Origin of the sequence: Streptomyces aculeolatus (assembly GCF_020400605.1) — a bacterium.
Classification (GTDB): domain Bacteria; phylum Actinomycetota; class Actinomycetes; order Streptomycetales; family Streptomycetaceae; genus Streptomyces; species Streptomyces aculeolatus.
In genome coordinates, this window is sequence record NZ_JAINRD010000010.1 from 144,837 (window position 1) to 170,375 (window position 25,539).

The following is a 25,539-nucleotide window of genomic DNA, read 5'->3' on the forward strand; positions in this document are numbered from 1 at the left end:
GCAGCGGGTCGGCGGGTGCGGCCGGCGGTGTCAGGCGGGTGGATCCCCCTCGGCGAGGTCGAGGAGGAGTGCGCGTACCGGGACCGCCGAGGTCAGCTCCCGTGCGGAGAGGTCGAGCCGGCGTACGGTGGCGGCGGCGCCGCCCGGCAGCTCCGGTGGCAGCGCGCGGTGCCGGGAGAGCAGGCAGTACGCCGGCGCCGGCGCGGGGCCGGGCCGGTGGTGGAGGGTGGCCAGCAGGAGGGCGAGCCAGGCCGTGTAACGCGGGACGAGTTCGCCGGTGACGGCGGCGCCGTCGTCGCCGAGCCCACTCTCGGCGCAGAACGCATCCGCGTCCGCGGCGAGTACGGCGGCCATCCGCTCCAGCGCCGCCCCCGGGTCTTCCGCGCAGCTCCGCACCAGCGCGCGGGCACCGTCCGCGCCGAGCGGCGGCCGGCCGAGTCCGCCGCGCAGCTCGGCGAACGTCTCGACGACCGACCCGGCGGTGGGCACGGCGGGGTCGAGGAGGAGGAACCGCGGCGGGTGCGGCCCGAGTCCGGCCGCGATGGCCTGGGTGAGGAGCGCGGCGCTGCAGTGTCCGACGAGCGCGGCGGGCGGCGGATCGAGAGCGCCGAGCGCGTCGGCGTAGCCGCGGGCCAGCTCCGCGAGGGTGACCGGCCGGCCGAGTGCCGTCATGTCCCCCAGCGGATCGAGCCGGTACGCGGCGCGGCCCCGGGTGTCCGCCGCGAGCAGCCGGTCGAGGTCCTGGCCCGCCTCGGTGCCTGTGAAGCTCACCGAGACCAGGCCCGGGTCCGGCCCTGCCGCGGTCTCCGTCACGCCGACGAGTCCGCCCGCCGCGCTCATGCCGCCGCCCCTTCCCGTACGCCCCGGACCTCCCGGACCGCGGGGGCCGCCCGCAGGACCACCGCTCGGGCGCGCCCTTGACAGTGCTCCCGCCGCGTCCGGATAGTGGCTGCTGCCGCGACCGGTCCGTCCGGGGAGGGAGACGCCGTTCCCATGACGCGCCAGCCGCCCGCCGCGAACGAGCCGACACCGGTGGAGCCGTCCGGGTCACCCGGCCCTGCCGACCCCACCGCGGTGCTCCTGGACATCTGGCGCGAGGTGCTCGAGGACGGTGCGCTCGGCCCCCGGGACGACTTCTTCGCCGCCGGCGGCGATTCGATCCACGCCGCGCTGATCGTCTCCCGGATCCGCCGGCGCCTCGGCGTCCGCGTACCGCTGCGGTCCGTCCTCTCCGACGCCGCCACCGTGGAGGACCTCGCCCGGCTGGTCATGCGGGCACCTCGCGCAGGGTGAGGTGGCCCGGCACGGCGGGCGGCTCGCCCCGGTGCTCCAGCAGGGTGCCGCCGACGGGGGCGAAGCCCGCGAACCGCAGCGCGACGTGCATGACCCGGTTCCGGTCGTTCGGCACGAACTCCGCGCGCGTCGCGGCGCCCGCGCGGCGGGCCAGCCGCAGCACGTGCGCGAGCAGCGCCTCGCCGATGCCGCGCCCGAGGACCCGGCAGGAGAGCAGGAGCAGCCGGAGCGTCCACACCTCGGGTCCGGTGTGCAGCAGTACGAGCCCGACCTGCCCGGAGTCGCCGTAGCGGTCGCGCAGCGAGGCCATGAGCAGCAGGTGGTCCGGTGAGCCGCGCAGGGCGGCGAGTTCGGCGCGGGAGTAGGTGCGCCCCGTGGTGTTGAGCTGGTGGGTGCGGACCGTCAGCTCCTCGGCGCGGGCGAGGTCCGCGTCGCCGGCGCGGGCGACGGTCAGGACGGTGCCCAGGCCCGCGAGGAACTCGTGCCGGGGGCCGGTGAACGCCTCCTCGTCGTCCTCCCTGCGGTGCTGGTCGAGGTACGCCCGCCGGCGGCCGGCGGCGGCCTCGGTGACCGGCGGTGAGAACTCGGCGAGCCCGGGCAGCCGGGGCACGGCGTCGGCGGGGTAGCAGCGGATCTCCGGTCTGGCGGAGCGGACTTCGTCGAGCTGGTAGGCCCGGTCGTCCACGTACGCCAGCGCCCCGGGGCTCAGCCGCAGCCGCTCCGCCACCTGGTCGAGCAGCACCGACTTGGCCGACCAGCCGATACGCGGCCGGAGGAAGTACTCCGCCAGGCCCAGCCCGGCGAGCTCGGCCAGGGCGTCGGCCTCGTCGTTGTGGCTGGCGACGGAGTGCACGATGCCGCGCTCGTCCAGGGCCCTGAGGGTGTCCCGCACGCCGGGCCGCAGCCGCACGTCGCGGTCCTCCAGCAGGGTGCCGTCCCACACCGTGCCGTCCAGATCCCAGACCAGGCACTTCACGTACAGTTCCCGCTCGGTCATCCTCACACCTCGATCAGGGTCGAACTCCAGGCGGCCACCGGGCTGTTGTTCATCACGAGGACGAGGTCGCCGGGCACGAACTCGCCGCTGCCGACCCCGCCGTGGAGGTTGGCCAGCACGTCGACGGGGCCGAGGTGCCCGTGGCGGCGGAGGTTGTCCCGGCACACGGCGGCGACGGTCAGGCCCAGCCCTTCCTCGTAGAACCGGAAGGCGCCCTCGGAGAGGTTCTGCATGACGACGTGGTCCACGTCGGACATGTCGAGCCCGCTGCGCCGCAGGAGCCGCTGGTTGAGGGCGGCGAACCGCTTCTGGCTCTCGACGGCCAGCCTGAAGGAGTAGCGGGGCTCGTCGGTGCAGACCTCCGCCCACTCGGCGGGCGGCCGGTCCCGGAAGTCGACGCGGAAGAGGTCCCAGTACTGGCCGTCGGTCTCCATCTCCACGTCGAGGACGCGCATGGCGCCGTCCGGTTCGAGGAGCACGGCCATCCCCGCGTCCCCGTTGACGGTGACGGGCCTGCGCAGCCGCCGGGGCCCGGGCGGGCGGCAGCCGTGGGCGATCACGACCCGGCTCCAGGAGGGCGTCGTGGCCAGCAGCGACCGCGCGGTGAGCAGCGCGCCGGTGCTGGCCGCGCAGCCCAGGTCGGTGACGGTGAAGGCCAGTGCCCTGGTCAGCCCCGCGAGGTGCTGCACCCGGGTGGCCTCCGACGCGACGAAGTACGCGGGCACCCGGCCGCCGACGAGGACGAGGGCGTCGATGTCGCGGCCGTCCAGCCCGCGGTCGGCGAGCAGGGCGCGTACCGCCGCGGCGGCGAGTTCGCCGCTGTCGGTGCCGGGGGCCTCGGCGACGGTCTCGATGCCCAGGCCCGCCACCAGCGTCCTGTCCTCCTCGGTCAGGGTCGCGTACTCGGGCAGCGCGGTCAGAGCGGTGCGGGTGTCGGGCAGCAGGATCCGGACAGCGGCGATTCCGGTCATCGGGCCCCCTCCGCCGCCGCCCGGAGCGGCCCGCCGTACTCGCGGAGGGCCAGTTCGCAGACGCCGAGCTGGTGCATCTGGTCGGTGCCCTCGATGATCTGCTGGGTCTTGGCGTCGCGCAGGAAACGCTCGACCGGGTGGTCGGTGGTGCAGCCCGCCGCGCCGTGGATCTGGACCGCGTCGGCCGCGTTGGCGAACGCGGCGGTGGAGGCGGCGTACTTGGCCACCATGGTCTCCTGCACCGCGTCCGGCTCGCGGGCCGCGTGGGCGGCGGAGGCGGCCCGGCACAGCTGCCGGGCCGAGCGGGCCCGTACGACCATGTCGCTCAGCAGCCGCCGGATCAGCTGGTGTTCCGCGAGCGGCCGGCCGAACTGGCGGCGCACGGTCGCATACCGCACGGCCTCGCGCAGGCAGCCCTCGGCGAGCCCGGCGCTGCCCCACGCCACGCTGTGCCGCCCGAGGTCCAGCGCGACCGCGGCCACGTGGGAGAACCCGGCGCCCACCGGCCCGAGCCGGGCACCGGCCGGCGCCCGGCAGCCCACCAGGCCGACGTGGGCGACGAGCGCGCCCCGCATCCCCAGCAGCCGGTCGCCGACCGGCTCGACGCGCAGCCCGGGAGTGCCCCGTTCCAGCACGACCGCGGTGGGGGCGCCGGCCATCGTGCCGACGACCAGGAAGAGGTCGGCCACCGCACCCGCGGTGACCCACAGCTTCCGCCCGTCGACCACCCACCCGCCGTCCTTCGCGGCGACCTCGGTAGCCACCGCCGCGGCGTCGCTGCCGGCGTCGGCCTCGGTGAGGCAGAACGCGGCGAGCCTGCTGCCGTCCGCGAGGCCCGGCAGCCAGCGCCGCCGCTGCTCAGGCGTGCCCCAGCGGGCGATGGCCCCGGCCACCATGTTCTGCACGGTCAGCAGGGCGCGGGTCGCGGTGCACCAGGAGCCGACCTCGGCGCAGGCCCGGCCGAACGCCGGTGCGTCCAGGGCGAGTCCGCCGTAGTCGGCGGGGATCATCGCGCCGAGCAGGCCGGTCGCGGCGACCTCGCGGATCAGCTCCGGGGCCAGGCCCGGGGCGCGGTCGGTCTCGCCGGCGCGGGGCCCCACCACCTCGGCCGCGAAGCGCGCGAAGTCCGGGGGGCCGCCCCCGGCGGGCGGCGGGCTCACCGGGCCTCCCCCGGGGCGCCGGCGTGCTTGCGGTGCACGAAGTCCGTGACGGCGTTGATCGACCGGAAGTGCGCGGGGTCGAGGTCCTCGGCCTCCACGGTGAGCCCGAAGGCGGTCTCGACGAACGTCACGAGCCGCATGGCGAGCAGGGAGTCGGCGAGTCCGGTGGAGAAGAGGTCCACGTCGTCGCCGATCTCCTCCCGCAGCACGTCGTGCAGGAAGGCGCGCACCCGTTCCCGTACGGCGTCCGCGGCGGCGTTGTCGGATGCGGTCACGCGCCGTCTCCCTTCCCCGGCCCGGAGGGCCGCGGGTGGACGCCCTCCCCGGTCTTGTCGCCGAGCCGTCCCCGCGCCACCAGGTCCAGCAGCAGGGGGCGCGGCTCGTACTGGGCCTCTCCGGTGAACTCGTGCAGCACCCGCAGCGAGCGCACGACGGTGTCGATGCCGATGAGGTCGGCGGTCTCCAGCGGCCCCATGGGGTGGCCGAAGCAGGAGCGGAACACCTCGTCCACGTCGGCGCGGGAGGCGACGCCCTCCTCGACCAGCCGGGCCGCGGAGTTGATCACCGCCATCAGGATCCGGTTGGACACGAACCCGGGGGCGTCGCCGACCACGACCGCCCGGCGGCCGATGGACCGCAGGAAGTCCGTGACGCGGGTGACGGACCCGTCCGCGGTCAGCTCCGACCTGACGACCTCGACGAGCGGCTTGTGCGGTACGGGGTTCATGAAGTGGGTGCCGACGACCCGCTCCGGGTGCCGGGTGCCCTCGGCCAGGTACCGGATGGGGATGGCCGAGGTGTTGGCGGCCACGAGCGTGCCGGGCCCGCACAACCGGTCGATGCGCACGTGCACTTCCCGCTTGGCGGCGCGGTCCTCCGTGGTGTTCTCCAGGACGACGGCGGCGTCCGCGAGTACGGCGTCGTCGGTGCCGTACGAGATCCGCCCCAGCACCTCGGGCACCGGCGGCCCGCCGGGATGCAGCAGGCTCCGCGCGCTCAGCCCGCGCCTGATGGCGTCCCGCGCGGCGTCGAGCCGGGCGGCCGTCACGTCCAGCAGTACGACCCGGTATCCGGCCGCCGCGGCGACCTCCGCGACGCCGGCTCCCATGACACCGGCGCCGACCACGGCGACCGTGCCGTCCTTCGCGTGCGTCATGTGCTCCCACCCGTCCGCGTTCTCCTGCCGTCCCGGGGGGCCGCCGCGGGTCACGTCGGTCCCTTCGGGTCGGCTCCGGCTTCGGTCTGCTCCGCTTCCGCGGTGTGCTCCTCCAGCAGCGCGGAGACGCCCAGCAGGACGCGGGCGGCGACGAGTGCCGCCAGCACGACCGCGAGCCCGCCCGCGACGAACGGCACGCGCAGCCCGTACGCCGTGGCCAGCACCCCGCCCAGCAGCGAGCCCAGCGGCAGGCTGCCCCAGCTCAGGAACCGGTGGACGCTGCTGATCCGGCCCAGCAGCCGGTCCGGCACGACGGTCTGGCGCACCGACGCGGTCAGCACGCTCCACGTCATCGTCGCGAAGCCGAACGCGGCGCTGCTCGCTCCCGCCACCCAGGCGTTGGAGGTCGCGCCCATCGCGACGGTGGTCAGCCCGTGCCCGAGGACCGCCGCGACCAGGCACCGCCCCGCCGCGCCGGGGCGGATGCGCTCGGCGGCCCAGGAGGCGGCTACCGCGCCCACCGCGACGGCGCTGGACAGCACGCCGAAGCCGATCTCCGACAGGTCCAGGGTCTCCAGCGCGTACAGCACGAAGATGGCCATGGTCATGGCGCGGGCGAGGTTCATGAACGTGACGACGATCGACAGGGTCCGTATCACCGGGTTGCGCCACAGCCAGCCGAAGCCCTCGCCCACTTCGCGCAGCAGCCCGGCGGCGGAGGAGTCGGCGTCCGGCGCGCGGTCCGGCCGGAAGGTGCCCCGCATCCGGCTCAGCAGCGCGGCGCTCACCGCGAAGCTGATCGCGTCGAGGACGAACGGCACCGCCTGCCCCAGCCGGTAGAGGAAGCCGCCGAGGGGCGGCCCCACGAACTCGTTGGCGCCCAACTCCACGCCGAACAGCCGCGCGTTGCCCCGGGTGAGCTGCTCCCTGGGCACGATCCGGGGCAGGATGGTGGGCGCCGCGGCGTCGAAGAGCACCTCCCCGATCCCCAGCAGGAACACGAAGCCGCACAGGATCGCGATGGAGGAGCCGTCGGCCAGCACGATCGCCGTGAGCAGCACGACCAGGCACATCCGGACGAGCTGGACGACGACCATGAGCCGCCGGCGGTCCACCCGGTCGGCGAGAGCGCCGGCGGGGAGGCTGACCAGCAGCCACGGGAGTTCGGCCGCCACGGACACGACGGCGACGGCCACCGGGTCCCGGGTCACCGCGGCGGCCAGCAGGGGCAGCGCCGTCAGCCGTACGCCGTCGCCCAGGTTGGACACCGCCGAGGAGAGCCACAGCCGCCGGAAGTCGGCACCCAGACCTTTCATGCCGCGCTGTCCCCGCCCGTCTCCTCGAGCCCGCGCCGGACGCTGAGCGGGCGGATGTCGGTCCACACCCGGTCGATGTGGTCCAGGCAGTCCTGCCGGGTCCCGGTGTGGCCCGCCCTCGACCAGCCCGGGGGGAGGTCGCGGCCCGCGAACCAGATCGAGTACTGCTCCTCGTCGTTGACCACCACGTCGTACTGGCGGTCGTCCTCTGCGTCGGTCATCGTGATGCCGGTTCTCCTTCCGTGGCGGGTGCCGCCGCGGCGGGCAGGCCCGCGACGATCTCCCCGACCGCCTCGGCCAGCGCCGCGTGGTGGCGGTCGAACAAGTCATAGTGGCCGCCGGGTACGGCCGTGGCGCGCACGGTGTCCGCGTACCTGCCCCAGCCGAGGTCGGGGCGGCGGCCGGCGGCGTCGGCGGCGCGCAGCACGTGGACCGGGCCGGTGTACGGGCCGACGCGGTAGCGCGCGAGGGCGGCGTCGGTGTCCCGCAGGGCGCGGGCCAGTTGCCGCACCCGGGACAGCGGCAGCTGCCGGGGCAGCGCACCGGCGTCCCGGGCCAGGTCCACGACGGCCGCCAGCCGTTCCGGCCCGGTCAGCGGGGCGAGCCGGTCCTCGGGGACGGTAAGGCCGGAGTTCACGCGCAGCAGGAGCCGCAGCATCGCCTCGTCGTCCGGCGGCGGCGGTTCGAACGCTTCGGTGGCGTCGGCGTCCACGACGGCCAGCAGGTCCGGCGGCACGCCCGCGGCGGCCAGCTGACGGGCCATCTCGTAGGCCACGACGCCGCCGAGCGACCAGCCCAGCAGCCGGTACGGGCCGGAGGGCCGGTGGGCGCGCAGCTCCGCCACGTATCGCTCGGCCATCCGCTCCACGGTGGGGTCGGGCGGGGAGCCGTCGTCCAGCCCCGCCGCCTGGAACCCGTACACGGGCTGGTCGGCGTCCAGGGCGTGCGCGAACCGGTAGTAGTGGTGGACGCCGCCGCCGGACGGGTGCACGCAGTACAGCGGCGGCCGGGTGCCCCCGGGGCGGATCGCGAGCAGGCAGCCGCGGGGGGCTGCGCCGTTCTCCCGGTGAGCAGCGCCGTTCTCCCGGTGGACGGCGGCGGCCAGCCCTTCGACGGTCGGGTCGTGGAAGAGCTGGGCGAGGGTCAGCGTGGCGCCGAGTTCGCGCTCGATGGCGTCGAGCAGCCGGACCCCCAGGATGGAGTGGCCGCCGACGTCGAAGAAGCTCTCGCCGACCCCGATCCCGGAGACGCCCAGGATCCGCTCCCACACGCGGAGCAGCCGCAGTTCGACCGCGTCGGAGGGAGCCGTGTGGTCGCGGCCGGCGGCCGGGGGTCCCGCCAGGCCGCGCTGCCAGGCGGCGCGGTCCAGCTTCCCGTTGGGCGAGTACGGCAGGGCATCGACCACTGTCAGCGCGGCCGGCACGAGATGCGCGGGCAGCCGCTCGCGCAGCCACCGGCGCAGTTCGCCGGCCGTGGGCGGCCGGGCGGCGGGGGCGGGCAGCGCGTGCGCGACGAGCCGCCGGTCACCGGTGGGCGCCGCCTCCGCCCCCGCCAGCGCCTCCAGCACCCCGGGGTGGTCGCGCAGGGCGGCCTCGACCTCGCCGGGCTCGATGCGCTGGCCGTTGATCTTCACCTGGTCGTCCAGCCGGCCGAGGAACCGCAGTTCGCCGTCGGCCGGGCGGCGGGCGCGGTCGCCGGTCCGGTAGAGCCGGGCGCCGGGGCGGCCGGAGAACGGATCGGGTACGAACCGGGCGGCGGTGAGTCCGGGCCGCCGTACGTAGCCGGCCGCGAGTCCGGCGCCGCCGATGTACAACTCGCCCTCGACGCCGGGCGGCACGGGGCGGAGCAGTTCGTCCAGCACGTACAGCTCGGTGCCCGGGAAGGGCCTGCCGACGGGCACCGGGTCCCGGTCGGGCAGTGCGGAGGCGGTCGCGTCGAAGAGGGAGCTGTCGATGGTCGCCTCGGTGACCCCGAAGACGGTCACCACCCGCGCGCCGTCGCCCAGCGCCGCCGCCACCTCGCGCGCCTCCTCCATGGCCCACACGTGCGTGCCGTTGATGACCAGGCGCAGCGAGTCCAGCGACAGGCCGTGCTCGGTGACGTACTCGATCAGCCGGGCGCGCACCAGGCCCGGCACGAACTCGACCGCCTCCACCCGCAGTTCGCGGATGAGCCGGTGGAGCGCCCGCGAGGAGGACCACACGTCGTCGGGGGCGAGCACGAGGGTCCCGCCGGAGCACACGGAGCGCACCAGGTCGCCGGCGAAGACGTCGAAGGCCGCGCTGGCCATCGACAGCCAGGTGAGGCCGCCGCCGCCCGCGGCCCGGAGCCAGACGCGCCGGTAGTACTCCAGGCTGCGGTGCGAGACGGCGACGCCCTTGGGGGTGCCGGTCGAACCGGAGGTGTAGAGCACGTACGCGAGGTCGTCCGGCCCCGGCGCCCGGGCCGGGGCGCTCCCGGCCGCGGCGGGCGCCGCCGCGGCCTCCTCGACCAGCAGCACCGGGACAGCGGCCGGCAGCCTGTCCGCGAGCGCCGCCGTGGTGACGACCACGGCGGGCCGGGCGTCCTCGGCCATGAACCGGAGCCGCTGCGGCGGGTACTCCGGATCGAGTGGCAGGAACGCGGCGCCGGTCCGCAGGACGGCCAACAGCGCCACGGGGAGGTCGGCGCCGCGCGGCAGCAGCACCCCGGCCACGCCGCCCGGCTCCGCTCCCCGGGCGCGCAGTGCCGCCGCGATGCGCTCGACGCGGACGGCGAGCCCGGCGTAGTCGAGTTCCTGCCCGGCGTGGACGACGGCCCGCCGCCCGGGGTGCGCGGCCACGGCCGCGGCCAGGCCGTCGAGGACCGTTTCCGGTCCGGTGGTCCACGGCGCGCCTGCGCTGTCCGCCACGGTCGCGGCGATCTCCGCGCCGGTCCGCAGCGGGAGTTCGCTGAGCGTGCGGTCCGGGTCGTCGGCGATGCCGGACAGCAGTGTGACGAGGCTGCGGGCCACGGCGGCCGCGGTCTCCTCCTCGAACAGGTCGGTGCTGTACTCCAGCACCGCCTCCATGGCCGCCTCGCCCTCGACCTCCCACACCCCGAAGTCGAGATCCCACTTGGTGATGCCCGGCGGCAGCCCGCGCAGCACCGACCCCCGCTCCTCGTCCAGCCGGAGCCCGCCGGGCAGCGGATACGCGTCCATCGCGGGGATCGTCTGATGCGTGTAGCCGACCTGGAAGACGGGGTGCCGGCTCAGGTCGCGTACGGGGTGGAGGGCGGCGACGACGTCGGCGAAGGGCAGTTCGTCGTGGTCCAGCGCGTCCACGACGACGCCGCGGACCCGCCCGAGCAGGGCCCGGAACGCGGGGTCGCCGCCGAGGTCGCTGCGGAGCGCCAGGGCGTTGTTGAAGTAGCCGAACAGATCGTGGGTCTCGGGCCGGTTGCGCCCCGCGGTGAAGGTGCCGATCGTCACGTCGTCCTGGCCCGACAGCCGGTGCAGCAGCGTCTGCAGCGCCGCGACCATGACGGTGAAGAGCGTGACCCGTTCCGCGGCGGCCAGTTGCCGCAGCCGGTCGACGAGGTCACCGGGGATCGTGAAGAAGTGGTGCCCGCCCGCCCCCGTCTGCCGGGCGGGGCGGGCGTGGTCGGCGGGCAGCTCCAGCGGGGTGCAGCCGCGCAGCCGCTCCGTCCAGAAGGCCAGCTCCGCGGCGTGCCGGGGGCCGGCCATGTGCTCCCGCTGCCAGACGGCGAAATCGGCGTACTGGATGGGCAGTTCGGGCAGCCGCGGGGCGCGCCCCTCGCGGTGCGCCGCGTACAGCTCCCACAGGTCGCGGCGGAGCAGCGGCGGACTCCAGCCGTCGTCGACGCTGTGCTGGGCGGTGAGCACCAGGCAGTGCCGCTCGTCCTCCAGCCGGATGAGCAGGGCCCGGAACAGCGGGCCGGCGGCGAGGTCGAACGGCTCCCGCGCCTCGGCGCCGAGCAGCCGGTCCGCCTCCCGGTCCCGTTCCGCGGGTGCCAGCGGACGCAGGTCCACCACCCGCAGGGTCAGCCGGTCCGGCGGGTCGAGGACGGCGTACGGGCGGCCCTCGTCGTCGGCGTAGCGGGTCCGCAGGACCTCGTGGCGCTCCGTCAGCGCGCGCAGCGCCGCCTGGAGCGCGGCGTGGTCGAGCGGGCCGAGGACGTGCAGGTCGAGGGGAACATTGTAGGCCCAGCTGCCGGGTTGCAGGCGGTCGACGAACCACAGGCTCTCCTGGCCGAACGACAGCGGGGGGCGCGGTCCCCTGGCGACGGCCGGGATGCGGTCGCGCGCCTCGCCCGTCGCGTCGAGGAGCCTCGCGTGCACCACCTCGGCCAGGGCGCCCACGGTGGGGTGGGTGTAGAGGTCGGGGAGCCGGACGCGGACGCCGAGTTCCCGCCATACGGACGCCACCACGCCGAGGCCGATGATCGAGTTGCCGCCGAGGGCGAAGTAGTCGCTGTCCTCGCCGACTTCGGGGGACTTGAGTTCGTCCTGCCAGACGCGCGCGAGCACGCGCGCGCACTCCTCCCGGGTGCGCGGCGCGGGCGCCCCGGCCGGGTCCGGGCCGGGCGCGGTGGCCGTAGCGCCTGCCGGGGGCGGTGCCGGCGCGGCGTCGTCGACCTCCCGGCACCAGCAGACGACGGGCTCGAAGGGGTATGTGGGCAGCGGTACGCGGACGTGTGCGCAGTCCCGGTGCGCCCGCTCCCAGTCCAGGTCCGCCCCGGCGGCGTACAGGTCGGCCAGGCACCGCAGGGCGCCGTCCCCGCGTACGCCCGCGGCGACGGCGCCGGGCGGCAGGTCTTCCCGCGGGCCGGCGGCGGGGCCCAGTTCGCAGACCACCACCGGCCCGTCGAGCCGGACGGGTTCGGTCGCGTGCCCGGATCCGTATCCGGGTCCGGTACGGGCGCGGTCCGGGTCTGCAACCGCCTCCGCGAGGCCGTCCGCGAGGCTCGTCTCTCCCCGGACGACCCGGGCCAGCGGCAGCGCCGCGCCGCCGCCCACCACCTGGTCGGGACGCAGCCCGCGGGCCTGGAGCAGACACCACAGCGCGTACCTGCGGGCGAACCAGGCCGGCGGCCCTCCGGGCGGTGCCGCCGCCTCGCAGCGCCGCAGCGCGTCGGCGAACTCCGGGTGCGCGTCCGCCAGTCGGGCCGCGGCCGCTTCGGCGAGGTCCGCCTCCGGTGAGACGGCGAGGACGACCCGGCGGGCGGCGGCCTCCTCGGCGGGCGCCCCCCGGCCGAGCCTGCGCGCCGCCCGGCGCAGTCCCGCGGCGGCGTCGGCGAGGGAGGCGGCGGGGAACGCGACGCGGTACGGGTGGTGGTCGCGGCCCCTGTTGAGCACGTGCAGCACGTCGCCCAGCCCGGGACCGGGGCCGGGGCCCGGGTCGGCGGACACGTGCGCGGCCAGCCGCTCGCAGTACCGGGCGAGCGCTCCGGGGGTGCGCGCCGAGACCGTGACGATGCCCTGTTCCTGCCCCGCGGCCGCCCGCGCGGGCGGCTCCGGGGGCTCCTCCAGGACGACATGGGCGTTGGTGCCGGTGATGCTGAGCGAGGTGACGCCGGCGAGCCGGCGGGCGTCGCCGGTACGCGGCCAGGAGCGGAGCGCGGAGTTGACCCGCAGGGCCTTGGCGTCGAAGCCGATGAGCGGATTGGGCCGTACGAAGTGCAGCGACGGGTACAGCGTGCCGTGCCGCAGGCTCAGCACGGCCTTGGCGAGACCGGCGAGGCCGGCGGCGTGGTCGAGGTGGCCGAGGTTCGTCTTGACCGACCCGATGGGGCACGGCTCCGCCCGCGGCCCGTGGGCGGTGAGCGCCTGGTGCAGCGCCTCGGCCTCGATGAGGTCGCCGAGGCGGGTACCGGAGCCGTGCGCCTCCACGTAGCCCAGGGCGGCGGGGTCGATGTCCGCCTGCCGCCAGGCGTCGCGCAGGACCTCGCGCTGGGCGGCGGGGCTGGGCGCGCCGAGGCTGCCGGCGCGGTAGCCGTTGTGGTTGACGGCGCTGCCGCGGATCAGGGCGTGGACGTGGTCGCGGTCGCGCAGGGCCCGGGCGAGGGGTTTGAGCAGGAGCATCACGCCGCCCTCGCCGTCCGCGGTGCCGTCGGCGTCCGCGTCGAAGGCACGGCAGCGGCCGTCGGCGGCCATCACCTCGGCGTACCGCTCGCTGTCCGCGGCCCGCGTGAACGTCGAGCGCACGCTCAGCCCGCCGACGAGCACCGCGTCCGCGTCGCCCGCCCGCAGCAGGCGGTGGGCGTGGTCGACGGCCACCAGCCCCGAGGAGCAGCCGGTGTCCAGCACCAGCGCGGGCCCCTGCGCACCCAGCAGATAGGCGATTCGCCCTGCCAGCGCCGCGGGGGCGTTGCCGAGCATGGCCAGCAGACCCTCGTCGGCGTCGTCGATCAGCCGGTCGTAGTCGGGGCGGACCCCGGTGAGGACCACGCCGCTGCGGCTGCCGCGGATGTCGCCGAGCGCGTAGCCGGCGTCCTCCACCGCCGCGCAGGCCAGTTGGAGTGTCAGCCGGTGGTGCGGGTCCATCAGCTCCGCCTCCCGCAGGGAGACGCCGAAGAACTCGTGGTCGAACTCGGCGACCCGGTCGATCGGGGCGAGGAGCTGGTGGCGGGTCGAGGGATCCGCCCCGGCCATCCGCAGCCGCGTCTCAGGGACGTCGCGGACGCTGTCCCGGCCCTCGGCGAGGTTGGTGTGCAACTCCCCCGGAGTGCCGGCGTCCGGGAGGTGCACCGCGATGCCGATGATCGCCGTCGGCTCGTTCACCCTGCCTCCTCCGCGCCGTTTGCGGACCTGCCGTCCACCAGCGCGGCTATCTCCGCGACGGTGCCGTACTCGAAGAGGTCGACGACCGCCGGCGCCCCCGCGGCGAACCTGGCGCGGAGCCGCTCGGCGAAGAGCACGAGCAGCACCGAGTCGCCGCCGGCCTCCAGGAACTTCGCCTCCCGGGTCGACGGCGGCTGCCCGAGCAGCGCCCCCCACTCCTCCGCCACCGCACGTTCGGTCGGGGTACGGGCCGGGTGGGCGCCGTGCGCCGCGGCGGCGGGGGCCGGCGCCTGGTTCCCGGGAGCGGCGGCGGGGGCCGCGGGACCCGGCGGGGGAAGCGCGTCGCGGTCCACCGTGCCGTCGGCGGCCGGCGGCAGGGCGGTCAGCGGTACGAACGCGTACGGCACCAGGTGGGCGGGCAGCAGCCCCGCCGCGTGCGCGCGCAGCGCCGCCGCCTCCGGCGGGGCGCCGCGTACCGGGGTCACGTAGGCGACGAGGCCCGTACGCCCGCCGCCGTCCGGCAGGTCGCCGCGGGCGACGACGACGTCGGCCACCGCCGGATGGGAGGCGAGGGCGTCGCGTACGGGGCCCGTCTCGACGCGCAGACCGCCGGCCTCCATCCGGTCCGCAGTCCGGCCCAGGTACTCCAGCCCGCCCCCGGGCCCGCTTCTGACGAGATGTCCGGTCCGGTACATCCGGGCGCCCGGCGGGCCGCCGAACGGGTCGGGGACGAAGCGCGCCGCGGTGTCCGCCGCCCGGCCCCGGAAGCCGTCCGCCGGACCGGGTCCGCTGAGGTACAGCTCGCCCGGCGCCCCTGCGGGCACCGGACGCAGCCGGGGGTCGAGGACGTACGCGCGGACGGCGGGGTCTGCCGGGGAGCCCACCGGGATGCCGCTGCCCGGGGGCGTCTCGCGGAGCGTCGCCAGGGCTGCGGTCCCGGGCCGGGCCGCGCCCGCCGGGTACACGGTCCGCACCGGCCGGCCGGCGCGCAGCCGCAGCACCCGGCCGACGAGCGTCGGCGTCAACTCCTCCGCGTCGACGAGCACGTCGCCCAGTGCTGCCAGGGCCTCGGGCGCCTCGTCGGCGGCGGCGCGCAGCGCCGGGGCGGTGAACAGCGCCGAGGTGACCGGGTACGCGCCGAGTGCGGCCCGCAACCCGTCAGCGGGGCGGTGGACGGCGACGGCGCCGCCGTGGAGGAGCGGGCCGAGCAGTTCCGTCGCGGCGTGCGCCGAGGCGGGCGGGACGACGCACAGGTGCACGGTGCCCGGCCCCAGGTCGCGGGAGCCGGGGTGGCCGGTGCTCCGGAGGAGGGCGGCGTGGGTGAACACCGTGGGCCCAGGGCGGTCGCCGGCGGCCGGCAGCACCCAGGCGGGTGCGCCGGCTTCGAGGTCGCCCGAGGCGGCGTGCGGCGCCGCGCCGGTCCGGGGCTCCCCGCGTACGGCGCGCGCGGTGTCCGGCCCGCCGCCCTCCCCGTTCAGCCGGAGCACGTCCACCCCCTCGGGCAGCGGCGGCGCATCGCCGGGCGCGGTGAGGACCAGCCCCGCCCCGCACTCGGTCAGCACCCGCGCAAGGGTCCCGGCCGGCCATGACTGGTCGAGCGGTACGGCTGCGGCACCCGCCTTCAGCACGCCGAGCAGCGCGGCGACGGAGTCCGTGGACGGCGGTACGGCCAGCCCCACGGCGGTCCGCGCGGTCACCCCGCGGTCGCGCAGGCGGGCGGCGAACTCGTCGGCGCGCCGGTCGAGGTCCGCGTACGACAAGGGGCCGTCCGGGGCGTACACGGCGGGGGCCCCGGGCTGCTCGGCGGCCCGCGCCGCGACGTGGTGGTGCACGCCGCGGCGGGCGGGGACGGGGACGGCCACCGGCGCGGGCGCCCGCCCGGCACCGGGGTCCGCCAGGTCGATCGCGTGGACCGGCCGGTCGGGTTCGCGGGTCGCGGTGCCGAGCAGCCGGAGCAGCGCGCGGGCCATGCTCGCCACGGTCGCCGCGTCGAACAGCGCGGTGTCGTACGTGAGATGGCCGTACAGCTCGTCCCCCGAGCTCTGGAAGACCGCCCCCAGGTCCCACTTGGCCACGCCCAGGTACGCGCCGGTCTGCCGCACGCGCAGCCCGGCGAACTCCGCGGCCGGCTCCGGCACCGGGTCGAGGGCGACCGCGACCCGGCTGAACGCGCCGCCCACGCGCTCCCAGCGGGGCCGGGCTCGGGCCGCGAGCAGGTCGAGCGGCAGGCCCTCGTGCTCCATGCCGTCGAGGAACTCCTCCAGCACCTGCCCGCTCAGCTCGCGGAAGGTCAGGTCCGGGGTGAGCCGGGCGCGCAGCACCTGCCCGCCGGCGAAGTAGCCGATGACGTGCTCGGCCTCCGGCAGCGGCCGGTTCGCCGTGGTCACGGTCACCGCCACGTCGTCCTGCTCCGACCACCGGCCCAGCAGCGCCGAGGTGGCCGCCAGCAGCACGATGTACGGGGTGACGTGCTCCTCCCGGCAGAACTCCCCCATCCGCCGCACCGTCTCCGCCGGCACGGCGAAGCGGTGGGTGGCGCCGCGGAACGCCGGCACCGGCGGCCGGGGCCGGTCCGTGGGCAGGGCGAGGGGCCGGGCGTCGTGCAGCGCCCGCCGCCAGTGGCGCAGCAGCCGCTCGCCCTCGGCGCCGTCGAGGGCGGCCCGCTCCCAGGCGGCCACGTCGCCGTGCTGGACGGGGAGTTCGGGCAGCTCGGCCGGGGCACCGCCGGCGGCGGCGTTGTACGCGGCCGCCAGCTCCCGCAGGAACACCTCCTCCGACCAGCCGTCGAACACCGCGTGGTGGACGACGCAGGCGAACAGGTGGCGGTCGGGCGCGACGCGTACCAGCCAGGTGCGCAGCAGCGGGCCGCGGGCCAGGTCCATCGGGAGCCGCGCCCGGCGGACCGCGGCCGCGTGCGCCGACTCCCAGTCGGCCGCCGTCTCGACGGGCAGGTCGGCGGGGCGGGCCGGGTGGACGCGCTGGACGAGGTCACCGTCCCGGCCGTGCAGCGTCGTGCGCAGGCTCTCGTGCCGGGCGGCGAGGACGCCGAGGGCCGTGCGCAGCACGTCGGCGCGCAGCGGGCCCTCCATGCGCAGGAACATCGCGTAGTGGTAGACGGGGTTGGCGGGGTCGCGGCGGCACACGAGCCAGAGGCGGCGCTGCCCGTGGGAGGCGGGGAGTTCGTGGCAGCCGTCGGGGCCGGGCCGCCTGCCGGTGCGTACGGGCCCGGCGGGCGGCCCCGCCCCGTACACGGCCGCGCCCGTATCCGCGTCCGCCATCGTCAGGCCCTCCCGTCCTGGAGCGCGGCGGCCAGCCTGGCGACCGTCGGGTGCCGGAAGAGCGCCCGGAGGGTGAGACCGCCGACCCGCTCCTGCCTGGCCAGGGCGAGGACGCGCAGCATGGTCAGCGAGTGCCCGCCCAGGTCGAAGAAGTCGTCGTGCAGCCCGACGTGGCCGCGGCCGAGGACCCGGGCCCAGATGCCGGCGAGCTGCCGCTCCAGTTCGGTGCCCGCCGCCGCGCCCTCGCCGGCGGCTGCGGCCGTGTCCTCCGCCGGGCCGCCCGCCGCGGTGCCCGCCTGCTCCGGGAGCGGCAGCGCGGCCCGGTCGAGCTTGCCGGTCGCGGACAGCGGCATCCGGTCCAGCGGCACGACGAAGGCGGGCACCATCGCGTCGGGCAGCGACTCCCGCAGAAAGGCGCGGAGCGCGCCGGGGTCGGCCGATCCCGGGGTGACGTACGCGCCGAGGACGCGCTCGCCTCCGGGGCCCTCCCGGGGCAGCACCACGGCGTCGGTGACCGAGGGGTGGCGGCGCAGCTCCGCGGCAGTCTCGGCGGGTTCGACGCGGATGCCGCGGATCTGCACCTGGTCGTCGAGGCGGCCGAGGAACTCCACGCTCCCGTCGGGGAGCAGGCGGCCGATGTCGCCCGTGCGGTACATGCGGGCGCCGGGCTCGGCCGCGTACGGGTCCGGTACGAAGCGCTCGGCGGTCAGTGCGGCCCGGCCGGGATAGCCGCGGGCGACGGCGCGTCCGCCGACGCATATCTCCCCGGGCACGCCGACGGGTACCGGCCGCAACTCGGCGTCGAGCAGGTGCACGTCGACGTGCGCCAGCGGCCGGCCTATCGGCGCGACCGGGGTGGGGCAGGAGCCGTCGTACGGCCAGAAGGTGGCGGTGATCGTCGCCTCGGCGGGGCCGTAGCTGTTGACCGTCCGGGTGTCCGGCAGGGCCGCGGCCCAGCGGGCGAGCTGTTCCGGAGCCACGGCGTCGCCGCCGACGTTCATCAGGCGCAGCCGGCCGAGCCCCGGTTCCGCGCTCTCGGCCACGGCGTCGACGAGTTGGTACCAGTAGTCCGGGGTCAGTTCCATCACGGTGACGCGGTGGCGGCGCAGCCGGTCGAGGAGTTCGTGGGGGTCCCACAGGTCGGGCCCGCGGAGCACGAGCGTCGCCCCGGCCGCCAGGGTCGCCAGAAGCTGTTCGACGGCGGCGTCGAACGCCACGGAGGCGAACTGCATCACGCAGTCGTCGGGCCCGAGCCCGTAGGCGGCGCGGACGCTCTCGCAGTGGGTGGCCAGGGAGCGGTGGGTGACGGCGACGCCCTTCGGCGTGCCGGTGGAGCCGGAGGTGTAGACGAGGTACGCGAGTTCGTCGGGGCGCACCGGCCCGTCGGGCTCGTAGGCGACCTCCGTCCGGTCCGTCCCGTCCGTCCCGTCCGGGACCTGCGAGCCGTTCGCACCGACGTCCAGCACCGGCCCGTGCCAGGCGAACTCCCCGTGCGAGACCACCGCTCGGGCACCCGAGTCGTCGAGCATGAACCGGATCCGGCGTTCCGGCAGGGCGCGGTCGAGCAGCAGGCACGCACCGCCCGTCCGCAGCACCGCCAGCGCCGCGACGACCAGGTCTGCCGAACGCTCCACGTGCACGCCGACCGGTGCCTCGGGTGCCGCTCCCGCGGCCCGCAGCCGGGCCGCGAGGGCGCCGGCCCGCGCCCACAGCGCGCCGTAGGTCAGCGACGTGTCGTCGGTGCGTACAGCGATCGCCTCTGGGCGGGCCGCGGCCAGGTCGCCGATCGTACGGTGCACGGGTCGCGGCGCCGCAGGCCGCGCGCGCACGGGCGGCGGCGCACACCGGTCCTCGGGGATGACGGGCAGCCCGCCGACGGTCAGACCCGGCGGCGCGCCGGCCATCGCCGTCAGCGCCGCCTCCAGGCTGTCGGCGATCCGGGCCGCCGCGGCGTCGTCGAGGACGGTGCGCTCGTACTCGAAGACCAGCTTGAGCCCGTCACCCGGCTCCGCGGTGACGGTCAGCGGGTAGCCGGTCCGGCCCGTGGTGCGGCGGAACGTCATCCGCACCCCGGCGGCGGCCCAGCTGTCCTCGGCGGCCCCGGGGTGGTTCTCGAAGACGAGCAGCGTGTCGAAGAGCGCGGTGCCCGCGGGCACGTCGGTGTGGGCCTGGAGTTCGGTCAGGGGGCGGTGCCCGTGCTCGCGCAGGTCGAGCAGCCGGTCCTGGAACTCCCGCAGCCAGACCGCCGCTTCCGCCGCGGGCCGCACCCGGACCCGTACCGGAATGGTGTTGATCAGCAGGCCCGCCATGTCCTCCACGCCGTCCAGGTCCGGCGGGCGGACGGAGAGGGTCGAGCCGAACAGCACGTCCTGCGATCCGCTGTAGCGGTGCAGCACCACGGCGAGCGCGCCGTGCAGCACGGTCGCCGCCGTCAGCCGGTTGGCGCGGGCGAAGGCGGTCAGCTCGGCGGCCTGCGGGCGGCCGAGGGTGCGGACCAGCTCGCCGGTGCCCTCCCCCGTTGCCGGCGGTGCCAGGCGCAGCCGCGTGGGTGCGGCGAAGCCGGCGAGGGCGTCCTGCCACACGGTCTTCGCCGCGGCCCCGTCCTGGCCGCGGAGCCAGTCGGCGAAGTCGCCGTAGCGCGGGCCCGGGCGGACCGCGTCGTCCGGCACGCCCGCCCGGACCGCACCGTACTGCTCCATGACCTCGCGGAGCACGAGGGTGCGGCTCCAGCCGTCCAGCAGGCCGTGGTGGGAGGTCCACAGCAGCCGGTGTGCTCGCTCACCGGTCCGCAGCAGGGTGAGGCGGGCGGGCGGAGGCCGGTCCAGGCGGATCCCGGCACGGCGGTCCGCGGCCAGCAGCGCCGCGAGACGGTCCCGTTCCGCTTCGGCGGAAAGGCCGCGCCAGTCCCGCACGGACAGCGGTACGGCCGCCCCGGCGAACACCCGCTGCTCGGGCTCCGGGCCGTGCCCCCAGAAGAACGCGCTCCGCAGCACCGGATGCCGGCGGGCGGCCCGGGACCAGGCCGCGGTGAACGCCGGGACGTCGAGGGTGCCTTCGAGATCGAAGAGGTGCTGGACGAGGTCGATGTCCGCGGCCTCGTCCCGCAGCGACTGCACGAGCATGCCCGCCTGGAGCGGCACCAGCGGCCAGCTGTCGGTGACCTCGTGGCACGTGTCGGCCGGGCTCATCCCTCTCCTCCTTCTCTCAGCGGTCCGGGCGGTGCGCGGCTCAGATCGTGTGGGACAGCGGATCCGCGCGCACGGCGCTGGACCTGCGCAGATCCCGGGTGACCAGCGCACGTCGCAGCCACCGGTCCGTGCCGTCGTAGCGCGGCCGGAACGGCCGCCTGCCGTGCACGGCCCGGTAGTTGTCGACGAACAGCACGTCGCCGGGTGCCAGGACGACGTCGCACAGACGCGCCGCCAGCTGCTCCAGCAGCCGGCCCAGCGCCGCCGCCGCCCGCCGGTCGCCGTCCCGGGGCCGCATGAAGGGCGGATCCAGGCGCAGGTACGGAGACTGGGGGTGCCCGAACAGCACCGGTACGGGCTCCGCGGCCGTCTCCTCGTCCATCCACTTGCGGTGCTCGCTGTCGGGCCGGATGTGGAACACCGGTTCGGCGAGCGTGCGGAGGTCCTCCGCGCTCAGCAGGGCCGGGTCGAACGCGGCGAAGGTGGTGGCGACCCGCCGCGGGTTCCGCAGGCACAGCAGCCCCAGGTAGTCGCACCGCAGCTCGTGGAACGCGTCCTCGCAGTGGAACTCCAGCGGCGCCTCGCTGCCGTGGCCGGTCTGGACGTCCTCCTCCCCGGCCACCGGCAGTACGTCGGTGAGCAGCCGCCCTTCCTGCAGCGTCCGCCAGGCGAACAGGTCGCCGAGGCGGCAGGCGAGCAGGGCCAGGAGGAAGTCGGCGTGTGCGCTGCCCCCGTCCTTCCGGTCCCGCCAGTGGCCGGGTGTCGGCGGGAGCCGCGGAGCGTCGACGGGCAGTCCGCGAACGACCACACCGCCGCGCGGATCGTCGTGCCGGAACTCCGCCAGGAACTCCCGCACCCGGCGGGGCAGCACGTCGGCGAGCACCGTCAGCCGGCGCAGGACCGGTTCGGCGGGGCTGCCGAACCGGTCCACGGCCTCGGCCGCGAGGGCGTCCAGCTCGGTCTGTTCCGCCGTGGTGAGGGTCAGCGTTCCGGGCTCGGAGGTCATAGTGGGCTCCCGGTCTCCGTGGGCTCGCGGGGTGACAGGCGGCTGTTGCCGGCAGGGACCGTCAGGCGAATCGGGAGTGGCCCGTCGAGCTGATGTTGACGAGGATCCTCTGTCTGCTGCGCGCTCTCGCCTCGGCCACGACGGCAGCCAGCTGGTAGCCCGTCTCCAGCGCGACGGCCCGCCCTTCGCACTCCTCGAAGAGGCGCGCGGCCTTCACCGCCTCGGCGGAGGTGAAGGTGCGGGTGGCGAGGTCTCCCCGGCGGTGGAAGGCCGCGACCGGGGCGGCCACCAGCGTGGAGCCCAGCCCGCCGATGTACTCGCTGCCCAGCAGCCGTTCGAGGCCGTAGGTGCGCAGCCGCGGGTAGAAGTCACGGTCGTCGATGGAGTAGTCGCCGAACACCCCGGCGCTGACGACCGGGCAGTGCTCGGACTCGGCGCAGACGACGTCCACGCCCGGGCGTCCGAGGAAGGGCGCCGCGATGCCGAGCAGGTTCGCGCCGCCGCCGCAGCTGCCCACCACCACGTCGGGGGCCTCGCCGCCGAGTTGCGCCAGCGCTTCCTGCCCGACGAGCGTCTGGGGCAGGATGAAGTAATTGTAGACGCTGCCGAAGATGTACCGGACGCCCGGCATCTCCCGCACGTGGTCGATCGCGGCGTTTGCGGACAGCACCAGGGGATCGAAGCCGTCGGCCCGGTCCTCCCCCACGACCACCACCTCGGCCCCCGCCTCGCGCATCATCGCGGCGCGGTCGGGGCGGGCGGCGGCGCTCGCGGAGTCGAGGAAGCACAGGACCTCCAGGCCGAAGCGGGCCGCTGCTTGCGCGAGGGCCACGCCCCAGTTGCCGGTGGTCTCGGTGGCGAGGGTCCGCACGCCGTCCTGTGCGCAGTGGTAGGCGACCCATAACGCGCTGTTGGCCTTGTGGTTCCCCGACGGCGTGGTGCCCTCGTCCTTGACGTGGATGCGGCAGTCCGTGCCCAGGGCGGCGGCGAACCGCGTCGCCTCGAACAGCGGCGTCGGGCGGAAGGTCCCGTAGAGCTCGGCGAGTTCGGCCGGTACGGGAATCGTCGGCTCGTCCGTCAGCTCCATCCGGGCCAGTCGCGGGGGCAGCACCCGGGCGAGCGACTCCTCGGTGGCGAGCCGGCCGGTGACGGGATCCAGCAGGTGGGCGGGGTGTTCCGCGGACAGGTTGATCAGGGTGGCGTCGATCAAGGAACCTCCTCGCGGCACTCCGCGGACGCCGTGCCGCCGGTTCGCTGACGGCGCTCGGAGTGGGTCACTGCGGGCGGTGGGGGCGATGAGTTCGACGATGCGTGACAGGCGCATGTTCCGTTAGTGAGGATGACAGAGCCGATACGGTCGTTCAACCCTGCGCGGTCCGACGGCTGTTGCCTCAGGCGAGACCGCCGGCCGGAACCGCCCCGGCCACCGCGGCGCCGCGCGGCCGGTCGTGCGCCGGCACCGGCCGCGCGGCGGAGGGGCGTCCGGCTCAGCTCTCCAGCTCGCGCAGGTAGCGTGCGAACTTCTCCAGCCCGTCGATGTTGCGCGGGCCGCTGATGCCTTCGTTGTAGTCGAGGACGAAGAAGTTGCCCTTCCGGACGGCGGGCAGATGCCTGCTGTGGGGGGAGGACTTCAGAAAGCCGATCTTCTTCTCGGCGGGCTGGTCGCCGTAGTCGAGGATGACGACGACCTCGGGCTCGGCCTCGGTGACCGCCTCCCAGCCGACCTGGGTCCAGCGCTCGTCCAGGTCGGCGAAGACGTTGCGCCCGCCGGCGGTGGCGATGATGTCCGTGGGCGGGACCTGGCTGCCGGCGGTGAACGGCTGGTCGGTGCCCGAGTCGTAGAGGAAGACGGGCACCGGGTCGCCCTCCGGCGCCCGGGCGGCGACGGCCTGCGCCCGCTTCTTCAGCCCGGCCACGACCTCGTCCGCCCTGTCCTCGACGCCGAATATCCTCCCCAGCCGTTCGAGGTCGGTGTAGAGGGCCTCGAACGGGGTGGCGCGCTCGGGGTGTCCGGGGTAGTTGTAACAGCTCTCGGTGTGCATGAAGCTCTGGATGCCGAGCTTGTCGAGGATCTCCGGGGTGATGCCCCGCTCGTCGCTGAAGCCGGAGTTCCAGCCGGCGACGACGAAGTCGGACTTCGCCTCCACGACGAGTTCCTTGTTGAGCAGGTCGTCGCTGAGCATCTTCACCTTCGCGTACTCCGACGCCCACGGCGACTCGGTCACGGGCGGGTTCGCCGGCGGCATCACGTAGCCGTGCACGTGCTCGGTCAGGCCGAGGCTGAACAGCTTGTCCGCGCTGCCGCCCTCGTAGGCGACGGCACGCTGGGGGCGGGTGTAGTCGACCGGCTCGCCGCAGCGGTTGACGGTGGCCGTACGCGCGTCTCCGGTACCGGTATCCACGTCGGCGCCGCAGCCGCCGAGCAGCAGCAGCGTCCCGGCGAGGGCGGGGCCGAGCACGGCGCGGGGCCGGAGGGGCAGGGTTACGGGCATGACGGGACGCCGCCTTTCACAACGGGGGGATCGAGCGAGTAGAGCAACTGCGGAGCACCGGAGAGCGGGTGCGGGACGATGTCGGCGGTGACGCCGAAGACGGCCGCGACCTGCTCGGCGGTGAGCACGTCCGCGGGCGGCCCGGCGGCCACCAGCTGCCCGTGGGAGAGCAGGGCGATCCGGTCGCAGGCCAGGGCGGCGAGGTTGAGGTCGTGCAGCACGACGAGCACGGTGGGGCCGGAGCCCTTCAGGTACGACAGCAGCTCGACCTGGTGGCGGACGTCCAGATGGTTGGTCGGCTCGTCCAGTACCAGGACCTCCGGCTCCTGCACGAGCGCCCGGGCGAGCAGGACCCGCTGCCGCTCCCCGCCGGAGAGGGTCAGCACGCTGCGCCGGGCGAGGTGGCCGATGTCGAGCCGGGCCATCGCGCGGTCGCACAGCTCGCGCTCGCGGCGGCCGAGCGGCTGGTTGCCGCGCAGGTGCGGGGTTCGTCCGAGAGCGACGACCTCGGCGACGGTGAAGTCCAGTTCGACGGTGCCGTCCTGGGTGGTGGCGGCGATCCGCCGGGCGCTGTGCCTCATCGTCAGTCCCGCGAGGTCGTCCCCGCCCACCCGCACGGTGCCGGAGGTCGGGCGCAGCGCGCGGTAGACGCACTTCAGCGCGGTGGACTTGCCGCTGCCGTTGGGACCGACCAGTCCCACGACCTCGCCGTCACCGGCGGTGAGGGACAGCTCGTGCACCAGGCTCCTGCCGTCGGTGACCACCGAGATCCCGTCCAGCCTCAGATCCATGTCAACTGCCTCCGAACACATAGCCCTTGCGGCGCATCAGAGTGATGAACACCGGGACGCCGACGAGCGCGGTGATCACACCCAGCGGCAGCTCGCGGGGCGCGACCAGGGTCCGCGCGACGAGGTCCGCCCAGACCATGAAGAGCGCCCCGGCCGGCGGGGCGACGGCCAGTACCCGGGAATGCGAGGCGCCGACCACCATGCGCACCAGGTGCGGCATGACCAGGCCGACGAAGGCGATCGCGCCGCTGACGGCCACCATCACCCCGGTCACCAGCGCGACCAGCACCAGCAGCACCCGGCGGTGCCGGTCGGGGCTGACGCCCAGGCTCGCCGCGCTCTCGTCCCCGAGCGCGAGTACGTCCAGGGTCCGGCCGCTGCGGTACAGCACGAGCACGCCCAGCAGCACGGCGGCGGCCACCACCGGCAGAGCGCCCCAGGTGGCGGCGCCGAAGCTGCCCATGGTCCAGTACAGGACGGTGGCCGTGGCCTCGCTGTCCGGGGCGAAGTAGACGATCACGCTCATCACGGCCTGGAAGCCGAGCGCCATCGCCACGCCGGTCAGCACCAGGCGCAGCGGGGCCAGCGCGCCGCCCCTGCCGACCGCGGCGGCGTACACCAGCACGGACGCGGACAGGGCGCCGAGGAAGGCCCCGGCGGAGACGGCGTAGATGCCCAGCGCGGCAAGGCCTCCGGTGACCGAGACGGCCACGGCACCGACCGAGGCACCCGAGGAGACCCCCAGGATGAACGGGTCGGCCAGCGCGTTGCGCACCAGCGCCTGCACGGCGACACCCATGGCGGCCAGCCCCGCGCCCACCAGCGCCGCCAGCAGCACTCGGGGGGTACGGATCTGCCAGACGATCTGATACGTCGTCACCTCGTCGGCGTCGACGCGCCCGCCCGTGAGCGCGGCCCACAGGTGGCGGGCGGTCTCGCCGGGGGCGACGGTCGCGGGCCCGAGGCCGATGGCCACCACGACCGAGACCAGCAGCACGCCGAGCAGCAGGGCGCACGCGACCACCGGGCCGGCGCGGGACGCCGGCGAGACCCCGCCGCGTACCGGCCCTTCGGGCTCCGGCACCCCGGCTCCGGCATCGGCGCGGGGCGCGGCGCCCGTTGGCGACG

17 protein-coding genes are annotated in these 25,539 nt (G+C 75.8%); 1 reads left to right on the top strand and 16 read right to left on the bottom strand.

Going from position 1 to position 25,539, the window contains the following annotated elements:
- Nucleotides 1-30 precede the first annotated feature (30 nt).
- Nucleotides 31-840 carry a hypothetical protein gene (locus LG396_RS18915; RefSeq protein WP_225795645.1) on the bottom strand — a complete coding sequence of 270 codons (810 nt, stop codon included), beginning with the start codon at nt 838-840 and terminating at the stop codon, nt 31-33.
- A 153-nt stretch (nt 841-993) separates the two neighbouring features.
- On the opposite strand from LG396_RS18915, the gene LG396_RS18920 reads away from it, so the two are divergent.
- Nucleotides 994-1,293: an acyl carrier protein gene (locus LG396_RS18920; protein ID WP_037744341.1), complete on the top strand. Its 300-nt coding sequence runs from the start codon at nt 994-996 to the stop codon at nt 1,291-1,293.
- Here the strand turns inward: LG396_RS18920 and LG396_RS18925 are convergent.
- The 15 genes from LG396_RS18925 to LG396_RS18995 form a co-directional block, all read right to left on the bottom strand.
- On the bottom strand, nt 1,268-2,290 hold the full coding sequence (locus LG396_RS18925) for an HAD-IIIC family phosphatase (RefSeq protein WP_225795646.1): 1,023 nt from the start codon (nt 2,288-2,290) through the stop codon (nt 1,268-1,270). The genes LG396_RS18920 and LG396_RS18925 overlap by 26 nt on opposite strands.
- Nucleotides 2,291-2,292: 2 nt before the next feature.
- The gene (locus LG396_RS18930) at nt 2,293-3,261 is read right to left on the bottom strand and encodes a 3-oxoacyl-[acyl-carrier-protein] synthase III C-terminal domain-containing protein (RefSeq protein ID WP_225795647.1); all 969 of its coding nucleotides are present in this window, start codon (nt 3,259-3,261) and stop codon (nt 2,293-2,295) included.
- On the bottom strand, nt 3,258-4,421 hold the full coding sequence (locus tag LG396_RS39735) for an acyl-CoA dehydrogenase family protein (RefSeq protein ID WP_225795648.1): 1,164 nt from the start codon (nt 4,419-4,421) through the stop codon (nt 3,258-3,260). The genes LG396_RS18930 and LG396_RS39735 overlap by 4 nt, the downstream gene beginning before the upstream one ends.
- Nucleotides 4,418-4,696 (bottom strand): acyl carrier protein, encoded by a 279-nt coding sequence (locus LG396_RS18940; protein ID WP_225795649.1) that lies wholly within the window; start codon nt 4,694-4,696, stop codon nt 4,418-4,420. The genes LG396_RS39735 and LG396_RS18940 overlap by 4 nt, the downstream gene beginning before the upstream one ends.
- Nucleotides 4,693-5,577, bottom strand: coding sequence for a 3-hydroxyacyl-CoA dehydrogenase family protein (locus LG396_RS18945; RefSeq protein ID WP_225795650.1), 885 nt, complete (start codon nt 5,575-5,577; stop codon nt 4,693-4,695). The genes LG396_RS18940 and LG396_RS18945 overlap by 4 nt, the downstream gene beginning before the upstream one ends.
- A 50-nt stretch (nt 5,578-5,627) precedes the next feature.
- Nucleotides 5,628-6,893: an MFS transporter gene (locus tag LG396_RS18950; RefSeq protein WP_100301955.1), complete on the bottom strand. Its 1,266-nt coding sequence runs from the start codon at nt 6,891-6,893 to the stop codon at nt 5,628-5,630.
- Nucleotides 6,890-7,114 (bottom strand): MbtH family protein, encoded by a 225-nt coding sequence (locus tag LG396_RS18955; RefSeq protein WP_130455026.1) that lies wholly within the window; start codon nt 7,112-7,114, stop codon nt 6,890-6,892. The genes LG396_RS18950 and LG396_RS18955 overlap by 4 nt, the downstream gene beginning before the upstream one ends.
- The gene (locus LG396_RS18960) at nt 7,111-13,656 is read right to left on the bottom strand and encodes a non-ribosomal peptide synthetase (RefSeq protein WP_225795651.1); all 6,546 of its coding nucleotides are present in this window, start codon (nt 13,654-13,656) and stop codon (nt 7,111-7,113) included. The genes LG396_RS18955 and LG396_RS18960 overlap by 4 nt, the downstream gene beginning before the upstream one ends.
- The gene (locus tag LG396_RS18965) at nt 13,653-16,934 is read right to left on the bottom strand and encodes a non-ribosomal peptide synthetase (protein ID WP_225795652.1); all 3,282 of its coding nucleotides are present in this window, start codon (nt 16,932-16,934) and stop codon (nt 13,653-13,655) included. The genes LG396_RS18960 and LG396_RS18965 overlap by 4 nt, the downstream gene beginning before the upstream one ends.
- A gap of 2 nt (nt 16,935-16,936) precedes the next feature.
- Complete coding sequence (locus LG396_RS18970; protein WP_225795653.1) at nt 16,937-20,122, bottom strand: non-ribosomal peptide synthetase; 3,186 nt, start codon at nt 20,120-20,122, stop codon at nt 16,937-16,939.
- A gap of 40 nt (nt 20,123-20,162) precedes the next feature.
- Nucleotides 20,163-21,128, bottom strand: a complete 966-nt coding sequence (gene gntD, locus LG396_RS18975) for a guanitoxin biosynthesis L-enduracididine beta-hydroxylase GntD (RefSeq protein WP_225795654.1) — start codon at nt 21,126-21,128, stop codon at nt 20,163-20,165.
- Nucleotides 21,129-21,189: 61 nt separating this feature from the next.
- Nucleotides 21,190-22,338: a pyridoxal-phosphate dependent enzyme gene (locus LG396_RS18980; protein WP_018852004.1), complete on the bottom strand. Its 1,149-nt coding sequence runs from the start codon at nt 22,336-22,338 to the stop codon at nt 21,190-21,192.
- A gap of 277 nt (nt 22,339-22,615) precedes the next feature.
- A complete protein-coding gene (locus LG396_RS18985; RefSeq protein ID WP_100301949.1) occupies nt 22,616-23,620 on the bottom strand; it encodes an ABC transporter substrate-binding protein in 1,005 nt (334 codons plus the stop codon).
- On the bottom strand, nt 23,611-24,411 hold the full coding sequence (locus LG396_RS18990) for an ABC transporter ATP-binding protein (RefSeq protein ID WP_225795655.1): 801 nt from the start codon (nt 24,409-24,411) through the stop codon (nt 23,611-23,613). The genes LG396_RS18985 and LG396_RS18990 overlap by 10 nt, the downstream gene beginning before the upstream one ends.
- Before the next feature lies 1 nt (nt 24,412).
- On the bottom strand, nt 24,413-25,435 hold the full coding sequence (locus LG396_RS18995) for a FecCD family ABC transporter permease (protein WP_225795717.1): 1,023 nt from the start codon (nt 25,433-25,435) through the stop codon (nt 24,413-24,415).
- Nucleotides 25,436-25,539 lie beyond the last annotated feature (104 nt).

Coding starts and splice junctions, on each gene's coding strand:
- LG396_RS18915 (WP_225795645.1), bottom strand. CDS start 840: ATGAGCGCGGCGGGCGGACTCGTCGGCGTGACGGAGACCGCGGCAGGG.
- LG396_RS18920 (WP_037744341.1), top strand. CDS start 994: ATGACGCGCCAGCCGCCCGCCGCGAACGAGCCGACACCGGTGGAGCCG.
- LG396_RS18925 (WP_225795646.1), bottom strand. CDS start 2,290: ATGACCGAGCGGGAACTGTACGTGAAGTGCCTGGTCTGGGATCTGGAC.
- LG396_RS18930 (WP_225795647.1), bottom strand. CDS start 3,261: ATGACCGGAATCGCCGCTGTCCGGATCCTGCTGCCCGACACCCGCACC.
- LG396_RS18945 (WP_225795650.1), bottom strand. CDS start 5,577: ATGACGCACGCGAAGGACGGCACGGTCGCCGTGGTCGGCGCCGGTGTC.
- LG396_RS18950 (WP_100301955.1), bottom strand. CDS start 6,893: ATGAAAGGTCTGGGTGCCGACTTCCGGCGGCTGTGGCTCTCCTCGGCG.
- LG396_RS18955 (WP_130455026.1), bottom strand. CDS start 7,114: ATGACCGACGCAGAGGACGACCGCCAGTACGACGTGGTGGTCAACGAC.
- LG396_RS18965 (WP_225795652.1), bottom strand. CDS start 16,934: ATGGCGGACGCGGATACGGGCGCGGCCGTGTACGGGGCGGGGCCGCCC.
- LG396_RS18970 (WP_225795653.1), bottom strand. CDS start 20,122: ATGAGCCCGGCCGACACGTGCCACGAGGTCACCGACAGCTGGCCGCTG.
- gntD (WP_225795654.1), bottom strand. CDS start 21,128: ATGACCTCCGAGCCCGGAACGCTGACCCTCACCACGGCGGAACAGACC.
- LG396_RS18985 (WP_100301949.1), bottom strand. CDS start 23,620: ATGCCCGTAACCCTGCCCCTCCGGCCCCGCGCCGTGCTCGGCCCCGCC.
- LG396_RS18990 (WP_225795655.1), bottom strand. CDS start 24,411: ATGGATCTGAGGCTGGACGGGATCTCGGTGGTCACCGACGGCAGGAGC.